15 protein-coding genes are annotated in these 19,351 nt (G+C 41.6%); 6 read left to right on the top strand and 9 right to left on the bottom strand.

The features are described 5' to 3' along the window. Window positions 1-150 precede the first annotated feature (150 nt). The 4 genes from IEY18_RS14110 (at window position 151) to IEY18_RS14095 (ending at window position 8,887) form a co-directional block, all read left to right on the top strand. Window positions 151-4,995 carry an NAD-glutamate dehydrogenase gene (locus IEY18_RS14110; RefSeq protein ID WP_188921935.1) on the top strand — a complete coding sequence of 1,615 codons (4,845 nt, stop codon included), beginning with the start codon at window positions 151-153 and terminating at the stop codon, window positions 4,993-4,995. Window positions 4,996-5,057: 62 nt separating this feature from the next. After that, the gene (pyrD, locus tag IEY18_RS14105) at window positions 5,058-6,077 is read left to right on the top strand and encodes a quinone-dependent dihydroorotate dehydrogenase (protein WP_188921933.1); all 1,020 of its coding nucleotides are present in this window, start codon (window positions 5,058-5,060) and stop codon (window positions 6,075-6,077) included. 193 nt (window positions 6,078-6,270) lie between these two features. Next, on the top strand, window positions 6,271-6,804 hold the full coding sequence (locus IEY18_RS14100) for a cell division protein ZapC (RefSeq protein ID WP_188921931.1): 534 nt from the start codon (window positions 6,271-6,273) through the stop codon (window positions 6,802-6,804). Window positions 6,805-7,495: 691 nt separating this feature from the next. Then, on the top strand, window positions 7,496-8,887 hold the full coding sequence (locus IEY18_RS14095) for an MFS transporter (RefSeq protein WP_188921929.1): 1,392 nt from the start codon (window positions 7,496-7,498) through the stop codon (window positions 8,885-8,887). Window positions 8,888-8,984: 97 nt separating this feature from the next. Here the strand turns inward: IEY18_RS14095 and IEY18_RS14090 are convergent, their stop codons facing one another. The 3 genes from IEY18_RS14090 to IEY18_RS14080 form a co-directional block, all read right to left on the bottom strand. Continuing rightward, window positions 8,985-10,313, bottom strand: a complete 1,329-nt coding sequence (locus tag IEY18_RS14090) for an anti-phage deoxyguanosine triphosphatase (RefSeq protein ID WP_188921927.1) — start codon at window positions 10,311-10,313, stop codon at window positions 8,985-8,987. A gap of 23 nt (window positions 10,314-10,336) precedes the next feature. Beyond that, the gene (gene yfbR, locus IEY18_RS14085) at window positions 10,337-10,924 is read right to left on the bottom strand and encodes a 5'-deoxynucleotidase (protein ID WP_188921925.1); all 588 of its coding nucleotides are present in this window, start codon (window positions 10,922-10,924) and stop codon (window positions 10,337-10,339) included. Window positions 10,925-11,030: 106 nt separating this feature from the next. Next, the gene (locus IEY18_RS14080; RefSeq protein ID WP_188921923.1) at window positions 11,031-12,245 is read right to left on the bottom strand and encodes a pyridoxal phosphate-dependent aminotransferase; all 1,215 of its coding nucleotides are present in this window, start codon (window positions 12,243-12,245) and stop codon (window positions 11,031-11,033) included. A gap of 848 nt (window positions 12,246-13,093) precedes the next feature. Between IEY18_RS14080 and IEY18_RS14075 the strand changes: the two genes are divergently transcribed. Next, complete coding sequence (locus tag IEY18_RS14075) at window positions 13,094-14,476, top strand: Na+/H+ antiporter NhaC family protein (RefSeq protein ID WP_188921921.1); 1,383 nt, start codon at window positions 13,094-13,096, stop codon at window positions 14,474-14,476. Window positions 14,477-14,581: 105 nt separating this feature from the next. Here IEY18_RS14075 and efp read toward each other — a convergent pair whose 3' ends face one another. The 6 genes from efp to IEY18_RS14045 all read right to left on the bottom strand — a co-directional run bounded on the left by efp (window position 14,582) and on the right by IEY18_RS14045 (window position 18,420). Next, window positions 14,582-15,145 carry an elongation factor P gene (efp, locus tag IEY18_RS14070; protein WP_188921919.1) on the bottom strand — a complete coding sequence of 188 codons (564 nt, stop codon included), beginning with the start codon at window positions 15,143-15,145 and terminating at the stop codon, window positions 14,582-14,584. A 45-nt stretch (window positions 15,146-15,190) separates the two neighbouring features. Beyond that, window positions 15,191-16,369: an elongation factor P maturation arginine rhamnosyltransferase EarP gene (earP, locus tag IEY18_RS14065; RefSeq protein WP_188921917.1), complete on the bottom strand. Its 1,179-nt coding sequence runs from the start codon at window positions 16,367-16,369 to the stop codon at window positions 15,191-15,193. 92 nt (window positions 16,370-16,461) lie between these two features. Beyond that, window positions 16,462-16,989 (bottom strand): flavodoxin FldA, encoded by a 528-nt coding sequence (gene fldA, locus IEY18_RS14060; RefSeq protein ID WP_188921915.1) that lies wholly within the window; start codon window positions 16,987-16,989, stop codon window positions 16,462-16,464. Window positions 16,990-17,042: 53 nt separating this feature from the next. Next, window positions 17,043-17,315: a LexA regulated protein gene (gene ybfE / locus IEY18_RS14055; protein ID WP_188921913.1), complete on the bottom strand. Its 273-nt coding sequence runs from the start codon at window positions 17,313-17,315 to the stop codon at window positions 17,043-17,045. A 9-nt stretch (window positions 17,316-17,324) separates the two neighbouring features. After that, window positions 17,325-17,546 (bottom strand): DUF2788 domain-containing protein, encoded by a 222-nt coding sequence (locus tag IEY18_RS14050; RefSeq protein ID WP_188921911.1) that lies wholly within the window; start codon window positions 17,544-17,546, stop codon window positions 17,325-17,327. Window positions 17,547-17,655: 109 nt separating this feature from the next. Continuing rightward, window positions 17,656-18,420 carry an alpha/beta fold hydrolase gene (locus IEY18_RS14045; RefSeq protein WP_188921909.1) on the bottom strand — a complete coding sequence of 255 codons (765 nt, stop codon included), beginning with the start codon at window positions 18,418-18,420 and terminating at the stop codon, window positions 17,656-17,658. A 334-nt stretch (window positions 18,421-18,754) separates the two neighbouring features. Here IEY18_RS14045 and seqA point away from each other — a divergent pair, with 334 nt between their 5' ends. After that, complete coding sequence (gene seqA / locus IEY18_RS14040; RefSeq protein ID WP_188921906.1) at window positions 18,755-19,351, top strand: replication initiation negative regulator SeqA; 597 nt, start codon at window positions 18,755-18,757, stop codon at window positions 19,349-19,351.

The raw sequence follows: 19,351 nt of genomic DNA, 5'->3' as shown, positions 1-19,351 counted from the left end.
GTAAAACCACGAAAAATTAGCTCGAAAATTCTAGGATTTAGTAATAAACTTCGCCACATGACCTTGATCACATAATTTGCGGTAGGGTCTATTGTTTCAGCATTCTAATAATGAAAAAGCGCTGCCATAGACGCTTAAGGAAACAGCAACATGGCCTTAAAAGATGCAATGCCTTCTGTTTTACTAGAAAACGTAATTAAACTAATTCATACCAAGGTTTCTGGCTCACAAGCTAACCAAGTTGAGCAGTTTACCTCTTGTTTATATGCACACCTCTCCAAAGATGACTTAAATGCAAGGAATGATAGCGATTTATATGGCTCAGCATTGAGCTTGTGGAATGCGCTAAATAAAGTCAGTGTGACGAATCCTCATATACGAGTATTTAACCCAAACCAATCCAAGCATGGCTGGCAATCGACGCATACTATTATTGAAATTATTCAAAAGGATATGCCATTTTTAGTTGATTCGGTCGGTATGGCATTGAAACGTTTAGGGATTACAACTCACGTGATGCTGCATACCCCCATGGCAATTGAACGCTCAGGGAAAGATATTTCGCGTGTAAGCTATGTCAAAGACAGTAATCCAGATAGTGAAAAAGTTGCTGTTTTCTTTATTGAGATTGATCGCCAATCGAACGATGAAGATATAAAAGCGTTAGCACAGCAAGTTAAGTCTGTTCTTGCTGATGTTGCTGCGTCAGTTAACGATTGGCAGCAGATATCTGATCAATTGTCGAGCACTATTAAAGAGCTATCTGAGCGTCCCTATCCTGGAGACAAGCGCGAGTTAGACGAATCAACAAACTTTCTTACCTATCTAAATAACCATCATTTCACGCTACTTGGTTATCGCCGTTATGACTTGAAGAAGGTCAAAGGAGACCTTGAATTGGTGCCAGTGATGGATACCAGTTTAGGTCTGATGAAAAAGGGTGATGGTCAAAGTGCACCGAAAAGTGTTTTGATTTCTAGCCTCTCTGAATCCGCCCGCAAAGAAGCGTTAGACGATAGTTTATTGATCCTGACTAAAAGCGGGACAAAGAGCCGAGTTCATCGACCAGCGTATGTTGATTATGTCGGCGTCAAACGCTTTGATGAAAAAGGAAATGTGATTGGAGAAGACAGATTCATCGGTCTTTACGCATCAAACTTATACAATCGCAGTCCTCGTGAAATCCCATTGCTGTCGGATAAAGTGCAAAGGATCCTAGACCGGAGTGGGCTAACTCCTCGCTCTCATGATTATAAAGCACTGCTAAATATCTTAGAAAACTTACCTCGTGATGAGCTGATCCAAGCCAATGTTGAAGATTTATGTGATATTGCTCATGGCGTTTTGGATATGCAAGATAGAGACAAATTAAAGCTGTTTGTTCGCAAAGATGGCTTTGGGCGATTTCTTTCGTGTCTCGTTTATGTCTCAAAAGATAGATACAACACCAAGCTTCGACAAGATACTCAGCGAATTTTAGCGCAGCATTTTAACTGCAAAGAAGATGTGGAGTTTACAACTTATTTCTCTGAGTCCACTTTGGCGAGAACTCACTATATTGTCAAAGTAGACAACAATAATATGGATGTGGATGTGGCGGCGATTGAAAACAACCTAATTGAAGCGGCCCGTTCGTGGGAAGATAAACTCAATACAGCGCTTAACTCTTCCCTTGGAGAAGAGAAGGGCACGAGTCTTTCAAAGCGTTTTGTCCACGCATTTCCACAAAGTTATAAAGATGATGCGCTGCCAAGCTCTGCAGTTGTTGATGTGCGAGAGTTGCAGCGATTAGATGATAGTCACAAACTTGGAATGCTGTTCTATCAGCCTCAAGAAACTGCGCTGAATGATAACAAAGTGCGTCTAAAGCTATTCCATAAAGATGAGCCTATCCACCTTTCAGATGTCTTGCCTATGCTCGAAAATTTTGGGCTTCGGGTGATTAATGAGCGTCCTTATGAAATCGTAACGAACGATGGACATACCTACTGGATCTTAGATTTCTTAATGACGGTGCAACATGCATCAACTGAAAACCTAGCTGATAGTCAAGACCGTTTCCAAACAGCGCTTGCTGATGTGTGGGCGAAAAATCTAGAAGATGATGGGTTTAACCGCATTGTGTTGGCAACAGGTTTGAGCGGAAGAGAAGTGTCTATTGTTCGGGCGTATGCGAAGTATATGCGCCAAATTGATGCAACTTTTAGCCAAGCTTATATCGAAGAAACCTTTACACGGTATCCGCAAATTGCAGATTTATTGGTGAAGATGTTTATTCGGAAGTTTAATCCAAAGCTAAGAACTCGAACGTTAAGTAAGTTTGTCGAACAAATTAATTTACGCTTAGATGAAGTGTCTAGCCTAGATGATGATCGAATTATTCGTCGTTATCTTGATTTAATTAATGCAACTTTAAGAACTAACTTCTATCAAGATGATGCTTTGGGTCAGGCTAAAGAATACGTATCATTTAAATTCTCGCCGGAGTTAATCCCCGAGATGCCAAAGCCATTACCCAAATTTGAGATTTTTGTTTATAGCCCAAGGGTTGAAGGCGTGCATCTACGTGGCGGCAAAGTTGCCCGCGGTGGTTTGCGCTGGTCCGATCGCCGAGAAGATTTCCGCACAGAAGTCTTGGGGCTAGTTAAAGCACAACAAGTTAAAAATACGGTGATTGTTCCGGTAGGTGCTAAAGGTGGCTTTGTATGTAAACAGTTGCCGACGACTGGTGGTCGAGAAGCGTTCTTCAATGAAGGCCAATCCTGCTACAAACTGTTCATTCGTGGTTTGCTAGATATCTCTGACAATATTATTAACGGTGAGGTTGTTCCACCAGTTGATGTGGTTCGTCATGATGAAGACGATGCGTATCTTGTGGTTGCAGCGGACAAAGGGACTGCAACGTTCTCAGATGTTGCCAACGAAATTGCAGAAGAATATGGCTTCTGGCTGGGTGATGCGTTTGCGTCTGGCGGTAGTAATGGCTATGACCATAAGAAAATGGGCATTACTGCAAGAGGAGCATGGGAATCGGTTCGACGTCACTTTAGAGAAGTGGGAATTGATTGTCAGTCGACAGATTTTACCTGTTTAGCTATTGGCGATATGGCAGGGGATGTATTTGGTAACGGCATGCTGCTGTCGAAGCATACGCGTTTAGTTGCGGCATTTAACCACATGCATATTTTCATTGACCCCAATCCTGATGCTGCGACGACGTATGTAGAGCGCCTGCGTTTATTTGAATTGCCGCGATCTAGTTGGGAAGACTACAATGAGAAGTTAATTTCTGAAGGGGGCGGCATTTTCAAGCGCAGTGCCAAATCTATCCAACTGTCACCTGAAATGCAGGAAATGCTTGGTTCGCAAAAGTCGACCATGACGCCAAATGAGTTGCTGAAAGAATTGCTGCAAATGCAAGTGGACTTAATTTGGAATGGTGGCATCGGCACCTATGTGAAAGCTTCTAGCGAATCGCATAGTGAAGTTGGTGATCGTGCCAACGATGCATTGCGTGTCAATGGCTGTGAAGTGAAAGCAAAGATTATTGGTGAAGGTGGGAATCTCGGTTGTACCCAATTGGGGCGTATTGAATATACCGCTCAAGGCGGCCGCATGAATACCGATTTTGTCGATAATGTTGGCGGTGTTGATTGTTCAGACAATGAAGTCAATATTAAGATTTTACTTAATGCGTTAGTGGCCGATGGCGAGATGACCACGAAGCAGCGCAATCGTCTACTTGAACAAATGACCGATGAAGTTGCGGAAATCGTATTGCAAGATTGTAATGATCAAACGCGGACGATTTCGGTTACGCAAGTGCGCGGTGCGGAGCAGCTGAAAGAACAAATTCGCTTTATTCATTATTTAGAAAAAGAGGGTAAGCTTGATCGAGCGCTTGAGTTTTTACCGACTGAAGATGAGTTTTCAGAGCGTTTAGCGAATGGGCGCAGTTTAACTCGACCAGAACTCTCAGTATTGGTTGCTTACGCGAAAATGGTGTTGAAAGAGCAGTTACAAACACCAGAAATAACTGAAGACCCATTTTTAAGTCAATTGCTTATTGAGTATTTCCCGAAACAACTGCAGCAAAAATATAGTAAACAAATGGCTGCGCACCCTTTGCGAGGCGAAATTATTGCAACGTCACTGGCAAATGAGCTTGTCAATGATATGGGCTTGAATTTTGTGCAACGTATGCAAGATGAGACAGGTGCCTCAGTCGCAGAGGCTACCATTTGTTATACTATGGCCCGCGAAGTTTTTGGGTTGGCCGATTTAACAAAATCAATTACTGATTTAAATGGCGTTGTACCTGCAGTCGTTCAAGGCGAAATGCTACATCAGTTGCGCCGCTTTATGCGTCGCGCTTGTCGTTGGTTCTTAAGACATCGTAACCGTAGCCTCACGATAGACCAAACGGTTCTATTCTATAAAGGTGTGTTTGATGAGCTCAAAGCCGGCGTTGATAAGTATTTAGTTGAAGAAGAAGTTATTGCGATTCGAGCAGAGATAAGTGCTTTGGTTAAGGAAGGAGTCTCACAAGAAGTCTCCAACTTAGTTGCAAATATGAGTACCTTATTCTCGGCGCTTGATATTGCACAAATTGCTCAATTAGAAAGTAAGCCGGTTGCTCTCGTTGCAGAAACCTACTTTAAGTTAGGTGCAAGAGTTGAGTTACATTGGTTCCTTGAGCAAATTAGTGCACAGCCAGTTTCAAACCATTGGCAAGCGCTTGCAAGAGCGGCCTTTAGGGAAGAACTAGATTGGCAACAACGCGCATTAACATCAACAGTTCTTCGGACCTGCACAACGTCATGTGATGCTGAGAGTATTATTTCTCAATGGGTTGAACTCAATCAGCAACTATTGGAACGTTGGTTCCACATGCTGGCCGACTTTAAGACTTCGCAAAGTCATGAGTTTGCTAAGTTCTCTGTCGCCCTACGTGAACTGAATCTTCTGATCCTTCATTGTGAAGGTACAAAGTAAACTATTATAAAAATCAGAAGCCCTGGCGATAGCCGGGGCTTTTTTTAGGTCTAGGAGAATACATGTTCTATAAATTAGCTCAGAAAGTCATGTTTCAGATGGATCCAGAGCATGCACATAATCTGGCAATCGGTGGTTTAAAAGTCACAGGCAATTCACCACTGAATTGTTTTTACGCGCAAAACATTAAGCCGGCGCCAGTAACATGTATGGGAGTGACCTTTCCTAATCCAGTTGGATTAGCTGCAGGTATGGATAAAGATGGCGAGTCTATCGATGCTTTTTATGCGATGGGTTTTGGTCATATTGAAGTTGGGACTGTGACACCACGGCCACAACCAGGTAACGATAAGCCAAGGTTATATCGATTAAAGCCTGCAAAAGCGATTATTAATCGCATGGGCTTTAACAACAAAGGTGTTGATAACCTAGTTGCGAATCTGAAAGCAGTGAAGTCCGATGCAAAGATTGGTGTTAACATTGGTAAAAATAGAGATACACCCGTAGAGCAAGGCAAGGATGATTACCTGATCTGTATGGAAAAGGTATACATGTATTGTGACTATATCGCGGTTAACATTTCTTCGCCAAACACGCCCGGCCTTCGTGCCATGCAATATGGCGATCTATTAGATGATCTGCTGAGTGGCTTAAAAGAAAAACAAGCTGACCTAGCAAATCAACATGGAAAATATGTCCCTATTGCTTTAAAGATCGCTCCGGATCTAACGAACGAAGAGATAGAGTCAATCGCAACTTCATTAGTTAAAAATAACTTTGACGGCGCAATCGCGACGAATACGACTCTCAATAGAGATGGTGTAAGTGGACTACTAAACTCTAATGAAACTGGGGGTTTAAGCGGCAAGCCTCTAAATGATTTGTCGACAAAAGTGATAAAACATTTAGCATCGTGCTTAAATGGCCAAGTTCCAATTATAGGTGTTGGTGGGATCAATTCAGCCGAAAACGCCATGGATAAATTTGACGCTGGATCAGAAATGGTTCAAATATATACTGGTTTTATTTATCAAGGTCCGAAACTAATAAAAGATATTGTCGATCTATATCGTACAAAATAAATACTAAAAGGATCGCAAAAGCGATCCTTTTTTCTTTATATACGATCCCTTCTTGAGCCAATGATCTAATTTAATAAACCATGTTTAATTCACAAATTTAATATTTATTTTGTAATTGAATAATTAATAGTCTATCATCGGATGTTAAATATATAGTCTACGGTTTTAATAAGTCGGGTTCTGGGAAAGCATCATGATATTAATGCCTCAAAAGGATTGGCAATGGAATTTCAGTCTCACCCATCAGGTGTTGAGTGTTTCGTTGGGCTCTGACTATGAATTTCTTACCCCTTATACTTCAAAGCTATTAATCCCTGACGCACGTGACTCTTTAGAGTTTAGTGTTGAGCATGCCAAGTTTTATATTGATTTATTGGATAAACTATCTACATCATTGTCTGTGACCGATGGTGCAATTGTTCAAATCGCGCTCAATGCAACGGCAGCGCATTTCTTGATTAAACCGCAAATGCCAAAGTCTTGGTTTTTCGACGCAAGTGACACTTGCGTTTACAGCGAAGTAGGCAAAGTCTTTTATATTAAAGCTAACGGCCATAAGTCATTGGTTGTTGCTGTTGAGGTCGGCTTACAGGCGACACAAGTGATGCTGCTGTCTTCGGAATGTCAATTGACGGATTCTAAATGCTTAAAGCAATTTGATACGATTAAAGTCATGCACGATCGTTTGCATCCACTTAGAGTTAATCGCCAAGTGGTTGCTGCATAGTCGATTCTAGCCTTTGAGGGTTATTATTAACGCTGCTGGTTTTCCATCATTGAATGTAGAGAACACTTTATTTCATTTTTAGTTTCTTCAGTTCAATATCCTCACTTTTCTTCCTCTTGATAGAATCAAATTTCACTTCATCCATGATTGTCTCATTATTAAGTTTATTTTCTTCTTCCTTAATATATTCATTCGATCAAAAACATTAGGTTTGATCTGTTTTTATAATCATTACAGTTATACCCAGTTAAGCAGTGAAAATCTTTTATATTAATAGTCTTTTTTAAACACGGATAAAAATATGCAAGTTATTGTTTATGATCGCTTTTTATTCTGCTTTCAATAGCCTTTTTTATCGCTTGATTCTATAGAGTCCACTTATTGATGAATATATTTGCGGATTTAGATTATTGATAAACGCATCGGCGACTGGTTTTTAAAAGTGAGCATATGACGGGTTAAGGTTGATTGTATGGCTCTATCTAAGTCTATGTGTTTTGGTAAACCCTATTAGAAACTTAAAGAAGACATGTGAAAACCAGAAAAAGAGGGCTCTCGTTTCGTGCTCAAATGAGTTAGAATCTTCGCCGGGTATCGAGTGGAGTTTGTGCTGGTATTTACTCGATTTTGGCGCAAGCCAAGATACGTCCTCCAGACTCACACAATCACAAGAATTTTTGGATAATTAATAATGAATCAAACTACTTCTCCAGAAGCGTCGAAGGGTTTCCCGAAGACGTTTTGGATAGCGAACGGTGTAGAGTTGCTAGAAAGAGCGGCTTATTATGGTGTATTCATCGTCATTACACTTTATTTGTCGCGAATTCTCGGTTTTAGCGACGTTGAAGCGGCTTGGATTTCTGGCTCATTTTCAGCTGGCCTTTATTTCCTTCCCACGTTTAGTGGCGCAATTGCAGACAAGATCGGCTTTAGAAATTCACTCCTGCTAGCTTTTGCCTTGTTGACTGTGGGCTATGCAAGTTTAGCTGTATTTCCAAATATGCTGGAAGCACAGGGCCTTGTTGAATATGGCAGAACCGTTAAGTTTACGGGTCTGTTAGAAGCTGATATTCGCTGGGCTATCGCACCGATTATGGTTGTGATTATGATTGGTGGTTCATTTATTAAAGCTGTTATTACTGCAACAGTAGCAAAGTCGACAACGGCTGCGACCCGAGCAAAAGGTTTTTCAATCTTTTACATGATGGTCAATATCGGAGCGTTTTCGGGTAAAACCATTGTGAAGCCATTGCGGGAATCGATGGGTGATTTAGGTTTGATTAATTTGAACTATTTTGCCGCAGCGATGACGGGAATTGCGTTTGTCAGTATTTTACTCTTCTTTAAAACGACCGATGAAAATGCCCATAAGCGTACTTTTGCTGAGGTGTCTCAGGCATTGGTTAAAGTGTTATCAAACGGACGCCTAATTGCACTGACATTAATTATTACCGGTTTTTGGATGGTTCAACATCAGTTGTACGCCACAATGCCAAAATATGTACTTCGTATGGCCGGTGAAGGAGCTTCGCCGTCGTGGTATGCCAACGTCAACCCATTTGTTGTGGTGCTGACCGTTGGGGTTGTCACGTCGATGATGCGTAATCGCAGCGCTCTGTTTTCAATGACCGTTGGGATGTTCATCATGCCAATCTCTGCATTAGCAATGGCCTCTGGGAACATGTTAGATGGCAACGTTGACTTAGGCTTTATCGAAATTCATCCTGTGGCATTTATGATGATTGTAGGTATTGTTTTTCAAGGTTTAGCTGAATCTTTTATCTCGCCGCGATTCCTTGAATATTTCTCTTTGCAAGCGCCAAAGGGTGAAGAAGGTTTGTATTTGGGGTTCTCTCATTTACATTCGTTTATTAGCTCCTTGTTAGGCTTTGGTTTGTCTGGTTACTTACTTAACGCCTATTGTCCTGATCCGCGTTTATTTGAAACCCACGAGGCTTGGGCTGCAGCAGCATCGAATGCCCATTACATATGGTATTTCTTCGCAGCGATTGCGACTGTGTCCGCTGTGTCTTTGATCATTTACGGAAAGGTCATTGAGCGTTTAAATTCTCAAACTGTTTAAATAAAGTCATATGCAAGAAGAAGCCAACTCGTTACAACGAGTTGGCTTTTTATTAAATGGTCTAAAACTTTAACTGGGTATGACTTTAGGTGTGGAATTATTCTCGGCCAAACTCAACCATACTTCCTGATTTTGGGCTAAAGAGGTGTTGGTGTAAGCGGGATGCAAATTCATCTGTCATGCCAGAGATATAATCGGCAATCACGCGATGGCTATTACTGCCGGACTCTATACTTTGTCGCCAACGTTCTTGAGTGTTGGCTGGTAAAAGTCGCTCAGGATCAGAAGCAAAAGCTTCAAATAACTCCATCACGATTTGTTGACCTTTGTACTCTAACATCTGAATTTCAGGCTTCCTCACTACGTATTTCAAAACGAATTGCTTCAGAACTTCAAGAGCTATTGCAAATTCTGGTTCAAGTTTAGCATTACATCGTAGTAAAGGTTCTTCAAAACGCTCATCCTCGACTATCGCGATAGCGGTAACAAAGCCATTGACCAGTGTGCCAATTGCATCTTTTCTTAAGTGATGTTGGCTGCTAAATAATTTTTTATAGATATGGGTGAACTCGTGTCGAACCCATTCATCTTTACTAGTTTTCAGCTGATCTACAACGTCGAGTTGCCATTGGGATTGACTGACAATTCCCATTACGATGGCGTCTTCTAAATCATGTACCGCGTATGCAATATCATCTGCAAGTTCCATAATGGAGCAATCAAAAGACTTATGTAGCGTCCGGAGGTGGGTGCTTTTTGTTAACTTTTGGCAAGCGATAAAGTGTTGTTTATCTTGATTGGATAATGGGTCGAGTACCCAGTCCAAAATATCGGCATCATCATTAAATATACCTTTTACCGCTGGCCACTGGGAAGGTCGTAATTGTCGATAATTGCTGATCTCTAGTGCAGGTGTCGGAGACTTTAAATGGCTATAAAGTGCTGGATATTTTAAAATTCCAAGTAAGGTTCTTCGACATAAATTCATGCCATAGTTTAGTGTATAGGGCTCAAGCCTCGCTAAAATTCTAAATGTTTGTCCATTTCCTTCAAATCCACCATGGTCGCGCATCATGTAATTGAGTGCGACTTCACCACCGTGACCAAAGGGCGGGTGGCCTATGTCATGCGCAAGACATAATGATTCGAGCAAGCTGGTTGAGTCTAATAATGTGTGATGCTCAGGATGCTTTAGTTTCAGCTGCGCGGCGATACCTGTGCCTATTTGAGAGACTTCTAGAGAGTGAGTCAGCCGAGTGCGATAGAAGTCGTTCATGCCTACGCTATGCACTTGTGTTTTTGCTTGAAGGCGACGAAATGCTGCAGAATGCAAAATGCGCGCTCGATCTCTTTGAAAGGGGCTACGATGATCATTGCGGCGATTCTTATCTTCACCATGACGGCGCTCAGTCCACACATCACTCATTGGAAAGCTCTCCTTAACCTCTGTCATAACATTTTGTTGATATCATCAAGATTGAGCGTAAAGCTTGGAATAAAGCATTGACGAAAATACCGAACCGCAGGATCTGGGTTTGCATCAAGCATTTTCTCTAACCTTTTTTTCGCGGTGTTAAACTCATTATTGCCAGCACTTTGTTCCTCTAGACACTTTAAATAAGCACATAAGGTATCTGCGGATTTTACGAGTTTTTTATATATTGGGTCGGCCGCACTTGAGTCAAAGAGTTCTCTAAAGTCATCTTGAAATTCATCTGGCACCATTTCGAGTAACCGTTGTTCAGCGATGGATTCAATTTTCTTATATTCCGCTTCAATTTCTTTATTGAAATACTTCACCGGCGTGGGCAAATCCCCAGTTAATATTTCGCTAGCATCGTGGTAAATCGCCATCGTTGCCGCGCGATAAGGGTCTAAAGCACTATCGTATTTTTTGTTACTAATTATCGCGAGTGCATGTGCGACCATCGCGACTTGTAAAGAGTGTTCTTGTACGTTCTCGGTTCGAACGTTGTACATTAGCGGCCAACGTTGGATTAGTTTCATTCTTGCTAAATGGGCAAATAGATGGCTCATCTTCCTCTCTCTTTTCACTCAATATAACAACACATTAGCATAGTTAATGGATGGGATATAAAAAATAAAGCGGCCTATGCCGCTTTAATTTGTATCGATTAATAGTCTACTGTCGATAGGTCTCTAGGAACTCGCCGAAGTCAATAAGGGCTTTTTCTAAATCTTCTTTGTGTGGCAAAAAGACAACTCGCATATGATCTGGTTCTGGCCAATTGAACGCCGTACCTTGAACCAGCAGGATCTTTTTTTCTTTGAGTAGGTCAAGTACTAATCGTTCATCGTCTCTGATATTGAATTTTTTTACGTCGAGTTTTGGGAAGGCATACATAGCACCTTTGGGCTTTTTACAGCTCACGCCAGGGATATCATTGAGCAGCTCGTAGCAAACGTCTCTTTGAATCGCGAGGCGACCAGTCGGTGCGATGAGCTCATTGATGCTCTGATAGCCGCCTAACGCTGTTTGAATTGCATGTTGATTCGGTACATTAGAGCATAAACGCATTGAGGCAAGCATATCCAAGCCTTCAATATAGTTTTTGGCCGCTTTTAAGTTACCAGTTAACATCATCCAACCCACTCGAAAGCCGGCAGAGCGGTAGGCTTTTGATAATCCGTTGAATGTCACGGTAAGAATATCGTCGGAAAGGCTTGCCGCTGGAATATGCTCAGCTTCGTCATACAAAACTTTGTCGTATATTTCATCTGCAAATAAAATTAAGTCGTGTTGACGACATAACTCTACAACATCGAGAAGCAATTCTTTAGAATATACCGCTCCGGTTGGATTATTTGGGTTAATCAGCACGATCCCCCGAGTTCGAGGCGTAATTTTTTGTTTTATATCTTCTAGGTCTGGAAACCAATCTGATTCTTCATCGCAGCGGTAATGCACAGGTTTGCCGCCAGTTAAATTGACGGCTGCCGTCCACAATGGATAGTCAGGTGAAGGAATTAAGACTTCGTCATCTGAATTAAGTAGGCCTTGCATGGCCATCATGATGAGCTCGGATACGCCATTACCGATATAGACATCTTCTATATCGACACCAAAGATCCCTTTGGCTTGATAGTGTTGGACGATGGCTTTTCGAGCTGAAAATAGCCCTTTGGATTCACAATAGCCTTGAGCACTTGGCAGGTTTAAAATGACATCTCGGACAATCTCTTCAGGTGCTTCAAATCCAAAAGGAGCAGGGTTACCAATATTGAGTTTGAGGATCCGATGCCCTTCATCTTCAAGGCGGCGTGCTTCTTTATGAACCGGACCTCGAATGTCGTAACAAACGCTATCTAATTTATGTGATTTAATAATTGGGCGCATTCAAACCTCTAAATGGTACATGCTTGTCTTCTGAGCTAGCCTGAAAGCTAAGCTCTTGAGACTCTCTTGTACTGTAAATCATAAATGTTCTAGCAGAGTTTTGCTTTCGCGCTTTCTTACTAGTCTGATAAACCTTTGCCGAAGCAACTTAAATAGTGACGTAGTGGTAGCTATCTTGGTAAAAGTCGCGGTAGAACTCGAAAAGTGAGTGTGTCGGCATATTTAACCACACAATACCCAAATTTCGTTTTAGTTAAAAGCATAAATAAGAATATTTTACCTCCAAAAGTTGCTCGGTTAGTGTATCCATCTAAATGGTGCTTAAAAAGGATTGCTCTATGGTGGAAAATGCTGTTGTTGTGTGTTTTGGAGTCATTCGTATGTTGCATAATGAATTCTCATAAAAGTCCCTTGTTTTGTAAAGGTTCCATGTATATTCAGTGCCAAATTGTGAGTGAATAAGCGTTTATTTTTTAGTGTGAATTCAAAGGGAGCGGTTCTTATGTTGCTGTAATCGCCTACCGTGGGGTGTTTACAGCGTTTTTGATAAAAATATAGGTAAAACTTGAAAAAATATATTGACTCGTTATGCGGTTGGGATTATTTTCCGCATCATTAAATAAATGCGCTGATTTCTATGTCACTTCAACGTCAAATATTGCAAGTCCACATGTTGTGAGCAATGTATTCATTTTGACCTGTAGACGGCTTGATGTTTGAGCGAAGCTAGTTTCTGACCGTGATTAAAGTCATTATTTGCGGCTTTGTTGGTATAAATGATTCCAACATAAAATTTCTGTTTATTTTCATTATCAATAGATAATCTATTGAACTGAGGGTTTTTTGGAATGTCTGAACCGACATCTTTAAGTTTGGTCCCCCCATTGGTGGTGTTAATTTTGGCTATTTGGCTACGTCGGCCAATATTGTCACTGATTATTGGAGCCATTGTCGGCTTGTTGTTGATTGACCCAACAACCACGCTTAGTCAAATGGCAGATACTTCGCTCAAAGTGATGGCTGATGAAACCATTGGCTGGTTGATTTTAGTGTGTGGAAGTTTTGGCTCATTGATTGCTTTACTCGTACGTACAGGTGGAGCTCTAGCTTTTGGTGAAAAGGCGCTAAAGCTAGCCAAAGGCCCCAAATCAAGCTTATTCATGACCTTCTTCTTAGGCCTCATCATTTTTATTGACGATTATTTAAATGCGTTAACTGTAGGAGAAACCATGAAGCGAGTGACTGATCGCTTTAAGATTTCTCGTGAGATGCTTGCTTATGTCGTGGACTCAACTGCTGCGCCAGTATGTGTTTTAGTCCCATTGTCTACTTGGGCGGTCTTTTTTGGTGGATTGCTTGTTGATAACGGTATCGCCGCAGCTGGAGAGGGGATTAGCGTTTATATTCAGGCAATTCCTTATATGCTTTATGCATGGTTTGCTGTGTTTCTTGTTTTACTCGTTGTCTTAGGTATCGTGCCTGCGTTTGGCCCGATGGGCAAAGCGCAACGACTTGCTCAGCAAGGTATACAAGGGGAAACCATTGATATGGACGAAGTGGTTCAAACCTCTGACGAATACGCAGTAAAAGCCATAGGTGAGGAGTTCGAGGCCGGTAGCAAAAAAGGTCAGTTGCATAACTTTTTGGTGCCGATTTTATTATTAGTTGGTTTTACTGTTTATTTCGATATTGATGTCTGGAAGGGTTTATTAGCAACCCTGGCCATTACCTTGCCTTTTTATGGTCTGCAAGGCCTTATGTCGCTTGCCGATATGATGGAGCAAATGATTGATGGCTTTAAAAGTATGCTGCCAGCAATTGGAACTGTTATTGCGGCCTTTATCTTTAAGGATGTGTGTGATCAATTGTTGCTACCTCAGTATGTTATTGAGTCGCTCAGTCCGTACATGACCGCAACCATGTTGCCCGCTGTTGTTTTTGTCGCGATGTCGATACTTGCTTTTGTTACGGGCTCAAGTTGGGGAATATTTGCGGTCACGATTCCTATTGTGATGCCGCTTGCTCAATCTGTTGGGGCCGATATGCCGATAGTAATCGGAGCATTGCTGTCGGCCTCTTCTTTTGGTAGTCAAGCTTGTTTTTATTCAGATTCTACCGTTTTAGCTGCGCAAGGTTCGGGTTGCAATCTTATGAGCCATGCTGTTACCCAGTTGCCTTATGCTCTCATTGCCGCTTTTGTTGCCTTTGTTGGATTCTTATTGATTGTTTAGTCGGTGATATTCAAAGCAAGCTGTTTCAGAGGGACATTAAAAAGCCAGAGCATTGCTCTGGCTTTTTTTATTCGCTGTGATTGATGCGAATGAAAGGCGTATTGTTTAAGATGCGCGCTTTTTGAATTCGCCGGTGCGTGTATCGATTTCGATTTTATCGCCTGTTTTGACAAACTCAGCAACAGTGATCGTTGCGCCACCTTCAATGGTTGCAGGCTTCATCACTTTACCCGAGGTATCACCACGAGCTGCTGGCTCGGTATATGTGACTTCACGAGTAATTGACGTTGGAAGTTCGACTGAGATAGCTTTGCCCTCATAGAAAGTCACTTGGCAAATCTCTTCCATACCATCAACAATAAATGCAGATGCGTCCCCTAGGTTTTCAGACTCAACATCATATTGGTTGTATTCAGAATCCATAAATACGTACATTGGGTCAGCATAGTAAGAATAAGTACAATCGAGACGTTCAAGAATGATGTCTTCCATTTTGTCATCACCCTTAAAGGTGGTTTCTGTCGTCGAATCCTGCAACAAATTCTTTAATTTCATTTTCACAATTGCAGCATTACGGCCAGAACGAGTCGTTTCTGTCTTTTGTACAACCCATGGGGTGCCATCTAACATGATGACGTTACCAGGACGGAGTTCATGAGCAGTTTTCATTACAATAATTCCTATATTTAGATTCTTCTGTTTCAGTGGCGTATCTTAGCCATTTTTGACGAAATGAACTAGCCGTTCTGCGAGATCTGAGCCATTTAATGCATCATTTGGCCAATTTTGTGCGTGTTGCAGCAGCAAAGGAGTTAAATCTTGTAGCTCGTGCCAATTGCGAATGGTTTCACTGGTCAACTCTTGGTTGAAATTTGTGTTTAACGCGTCGATTAACACTTTGAGCATAGGTGGCAGTTTTTCTGTGTATCGTTCTAAAAAAGCAGCTAATTTTACAAGGTGATAGTCTTCGTCTTGCGGGTAAATGTGCCAAATAAAGGGTTTGGCTGCCCATTGCGCTCTTAGGAAGGAATCTTCACCTCTGACGATGTTGAAATCACAGCTCCATAACAGTTGATCATAGGCTTGCTGATCTGTCATTGGTAGAATGTGGATTGTGAGACTTCCTTGCTGAATTCGATCGCCGGCGGCCAGTTCTTCAACTGGTGCAGGAAATAAGCTCTGTAAGCTAGTAAGGCTTCGTCCCTTGGGAACGAGTATGTGAGTTGGGCGTGAGTTTTGCTGCAAATATTGGCATAAAGAAAGCAATACCGAGTTTTCATAGCTAAACAGGCTGATCACTTGATGTCCGGTCTCTATTCCTTTTAGTCCGAGTGAATCAAACAGCTTGAAGCGGTTTTGAGGATTAGCCTGCCAGCTCTCTCGTTGCTCAATAAGGGAAGATTCACAGATTAGTCCACCAGACTTTTGGGTAAAACCCGGGAAATAAAAGTGCTTTTTCAAGCCTGTGGATTGCAAAGAAGGTAAAGCATGGCAGCCATCTACCCATGATTCCGCGGACAAGTATTCTAAGTTAAGCCATATGGGAACTTGGCTTGGTGCAAGTTGGTGTTGCTCGTTGAGACTCTGCTTTACTTCGTTAGGGAGTTCACATGCAAATGCTTCAATAACGACATGACCTGGCCGGTATTTTGCTTCAAGGGGTTGTTTCCATTGATAGATATTGACTCCTACATAACGCTGCAGGCTAAGATTTGGGTCGAGATCGGGCAAAATATGTTGAAAGCTAAATAAGTCATCAACCCATAAGTTAACCTCTATTTGATATTCTGCAGCCAATTGTTTTGCTAGGCGCCATGTCACGCCGATGTCACCGTAATTGTCAACGACTGCGCAAAATATATCCCAGTGTGCAGAACGTTTTTCTAAAACCATGGGGGCTCCAAATATCTTAGACTCTGATCTTTCAATGAAGACACAAAAAAGCGGCCATATCAGCCGCTTTTGTTGAGCTTAATCGTACAAGCTTAATCTTCGAGTTCTGCGAGACACATTTCTTCGTAAATTTGTTTAACCCATTGGTCTACACGTTCTTCAGTCAGTTCTGGTTGACGGTCTTCATCAATACCTAGGCCAACAAAATGATCGTCGTCCGCTAAACCTCTAGACACTTCAAAATCGTACCCTTCAGTAGGCCAGTGGCCAATAATAATAGCGCCGCGTGGTTCAACAATATCTCTTACCATGCCCATGGCATCAAGGAAGTACTCAGCATAATCTTCTTGATCGCCGCAACCAAAGATTGCAACCAATTTGTCTGTAAAATCGATTTCTTCCAGATCAGGGAAAAAATCATCCCAGTCACACTGCGCTTCACCGTAGTACCATGTCGGAATACCAAAAATTAGCAGATCGTATTCAGCGATTTGTTCTTTGGTACTCTTGGCGATATCTTTCACCTCAACCATTTTTTTGCCCAGCTTCTTCTGGATCATGTTGGCTACAGCTTCGGTGTTTCCTGTGTCACTACCGAAAAAAAGACCTACAGTTGCCATTGTCTTTCCTTTAAATTAGTTTCGTTTTTCTGCGAGATGGATTAGAGACTCAATTAGTGACTAACTTGCTCTTGCAGTATTAATTCAATTAATTGACTTCGGCTGATGTTACTGTCCAAAGCCTTTTGGTTCAAGGCGTCATAAAGATCTTGTGACACCTTTAACTCTATTCGTTTCAGTCCCTTCGCTTTGTCGCGTTGGATCTGATTTCGTTTATTGACCTTTAATTGCTGTTCGCGAGGAAGCGGGTTGCTTCTGGGTCGTCCTCGACGTTTATCATCGGCAAAGAGATCAATGGTCGTTCTGTCTGTTGCTTCTTTCGCCATCTTATTGTTTTAACCGATCCCTGAGGTCTCCCAAGTGACCTGAATAATACCTTTTGCAATGAACCCGGCACAGCCGAGAAATAAAACTAACCAAACAATATATTGACCAAACTTTGGGACTTTGCCTTGTTTGAGCACGTCGTGAATTGCCATGCCAATAAAGAAAAATATAGCGGCAAAAAAGAAATTCAAACCTATCGTTTCAATTTGCTGCATGTATTGGGCTAACACGTTTCGACCCCCAAATGTCCCTGTGGTCATTAAAAGAGGCGCGAATATAGCATATTCCGCTTGATTGGGCTATATGATTTATGGCTTTTTACTAATGTTCAATCTACGATTAGCAATCGTGTTTTTCAATAAATTCGGCAACGATTTTATTGAATATAACCGGTTTTTGCGCATGTAACCAATGCCCAGCACCTTGAATAGTTTTGGCTTCGGTATTGGGGAATTGTCTTAAGATCTCTTGTTTGTGTGATAACTGGATATAGTCGGAATCACCACCTCGGACAAATAATGTTGGACCAGAATAAACTTGATCTTTTACCGTCCAGAGAATGAGATCTTGATAACACTCGCGTAAACCTCGAAGGTTCATTTTCCAGTAAAAACCATTTTCATTTTTGGCCAAGCTTTTGAGCAAAAATTGGCTTGTTCCTTCATCTAAACCTTTTTGTAGTAGATGTTGCAGCGCTTGTTGTCGATTTGCTATTTGTGGTAATGGCATTGAGAGCAGGGCATTAAACACGTCATTGTGTCGCTGCGCATAGGCAACTGGTGAAATATCGACGGCAATGACACTTTGAACCCTCTCTGGGTAGTAAAGTGCGGTTGCGAGTGCAATTTTTCCGCCCATCGAATGACCGACGAGGTGACAACGGCCAATGTTTAATGAATCAAGTAATGAGATAACTTTGAAAGCTAAATCGTCATAACCCATCTTCTGCGTATGCTCACTTTGACCATGATTAGGAATGTCTATACGAATCACGGTATGTGCTTTTTCTAATGCGCGCGCCAATGTTTTCAAATTGTCCAAATTACCGAAAAGTCCGTGTATCAGAACAACTGGGCTGCCACTACCTGATAACTCGTAATTCATTATTTATTCCTTTACAAATTTATCGTCGAATTTTGCCTTGTTCTGCAGACAAATGGCAAGGATTTGTACATTGCTCGTTTGATTTTTATCCAAGTTGTGTTTTGTAAAGTATTTGTGAGTGTTTTCCTTGTTTTTTGTCGGTTTGTTGCTTTATCTATCTGGTTCTTTTGGCTTAAACTAGAGCTTGATTTTAAGGTGGTTCAGGATTATTGCAGTCTAAATTTTCGAGTTTTAAACATAAACTGTTTGCTGCAAATACAATAAAATTGGGTTCAATCAAATCGTTTGTTCGCTTGAAGTTGCAAGCAAGCCATAGGAAGAGGGAAGGACAGAAATGAAGTATATCGAAGTAGATGAAGAGCTTTATCGCCATATTGCCAGTAAAACCGTGCGCATTGGTGAAAGTGCTTCTGATATATTACGGCGAGAACTCGGCCTATCAACGTCGCAGCAAGAGCAATCCGAGCCGGAATCGATTAGCCAGCCAAGTATGGAAACTGTCGTCGAATCCAGTCCTAATGAGCCAATTGTTGCAACGCAAGAGACATCAGAGGTAGAACCGGCCGCAGACGTCGCTTTAAGTGATATATGCTTTGATAATCTATTCAGCCCCACTTTATTAATGCAGCAAAAAGGTGCCGTTGGAAAATTCTTATTTGCACTTGAGTCTGTTCATCAATTGATGGGTGAAAAATTCGAGAAGATTTTACAAATTCAAGGTCGAGACCGTTTGTATTTTGCAAAATCGAAAGAAGCTCTGCTAAAAGCAAGTCCATCTGCGAATCCTAAGCAGATTGGAGAGAGCCAATACTGGGTGACGAGCAACAATAATACGGCAAAAAAACGCACCATTCTGAAGGAAGTTTTGCTGCAATTTGGTTGTGATGAAACGATTGCGAAATCTATAGCTGAGCAAGCTTTGCCACTGTAG

This window comes from Shewanella gelidii, assembly GCF_014647855.1.
Taxonomy (GTDB): domain Bacteria; phylum Pseudomonadota; class Gammaproteobacteria; order Enterobacterales; family Shewanellaceae; genus Shewanella; species Shewanella gelidii.
Note: the sequence above shows the minus strand (reverse complement) of the source record. Positions and strands in the feature narration are given on the sequence as shown.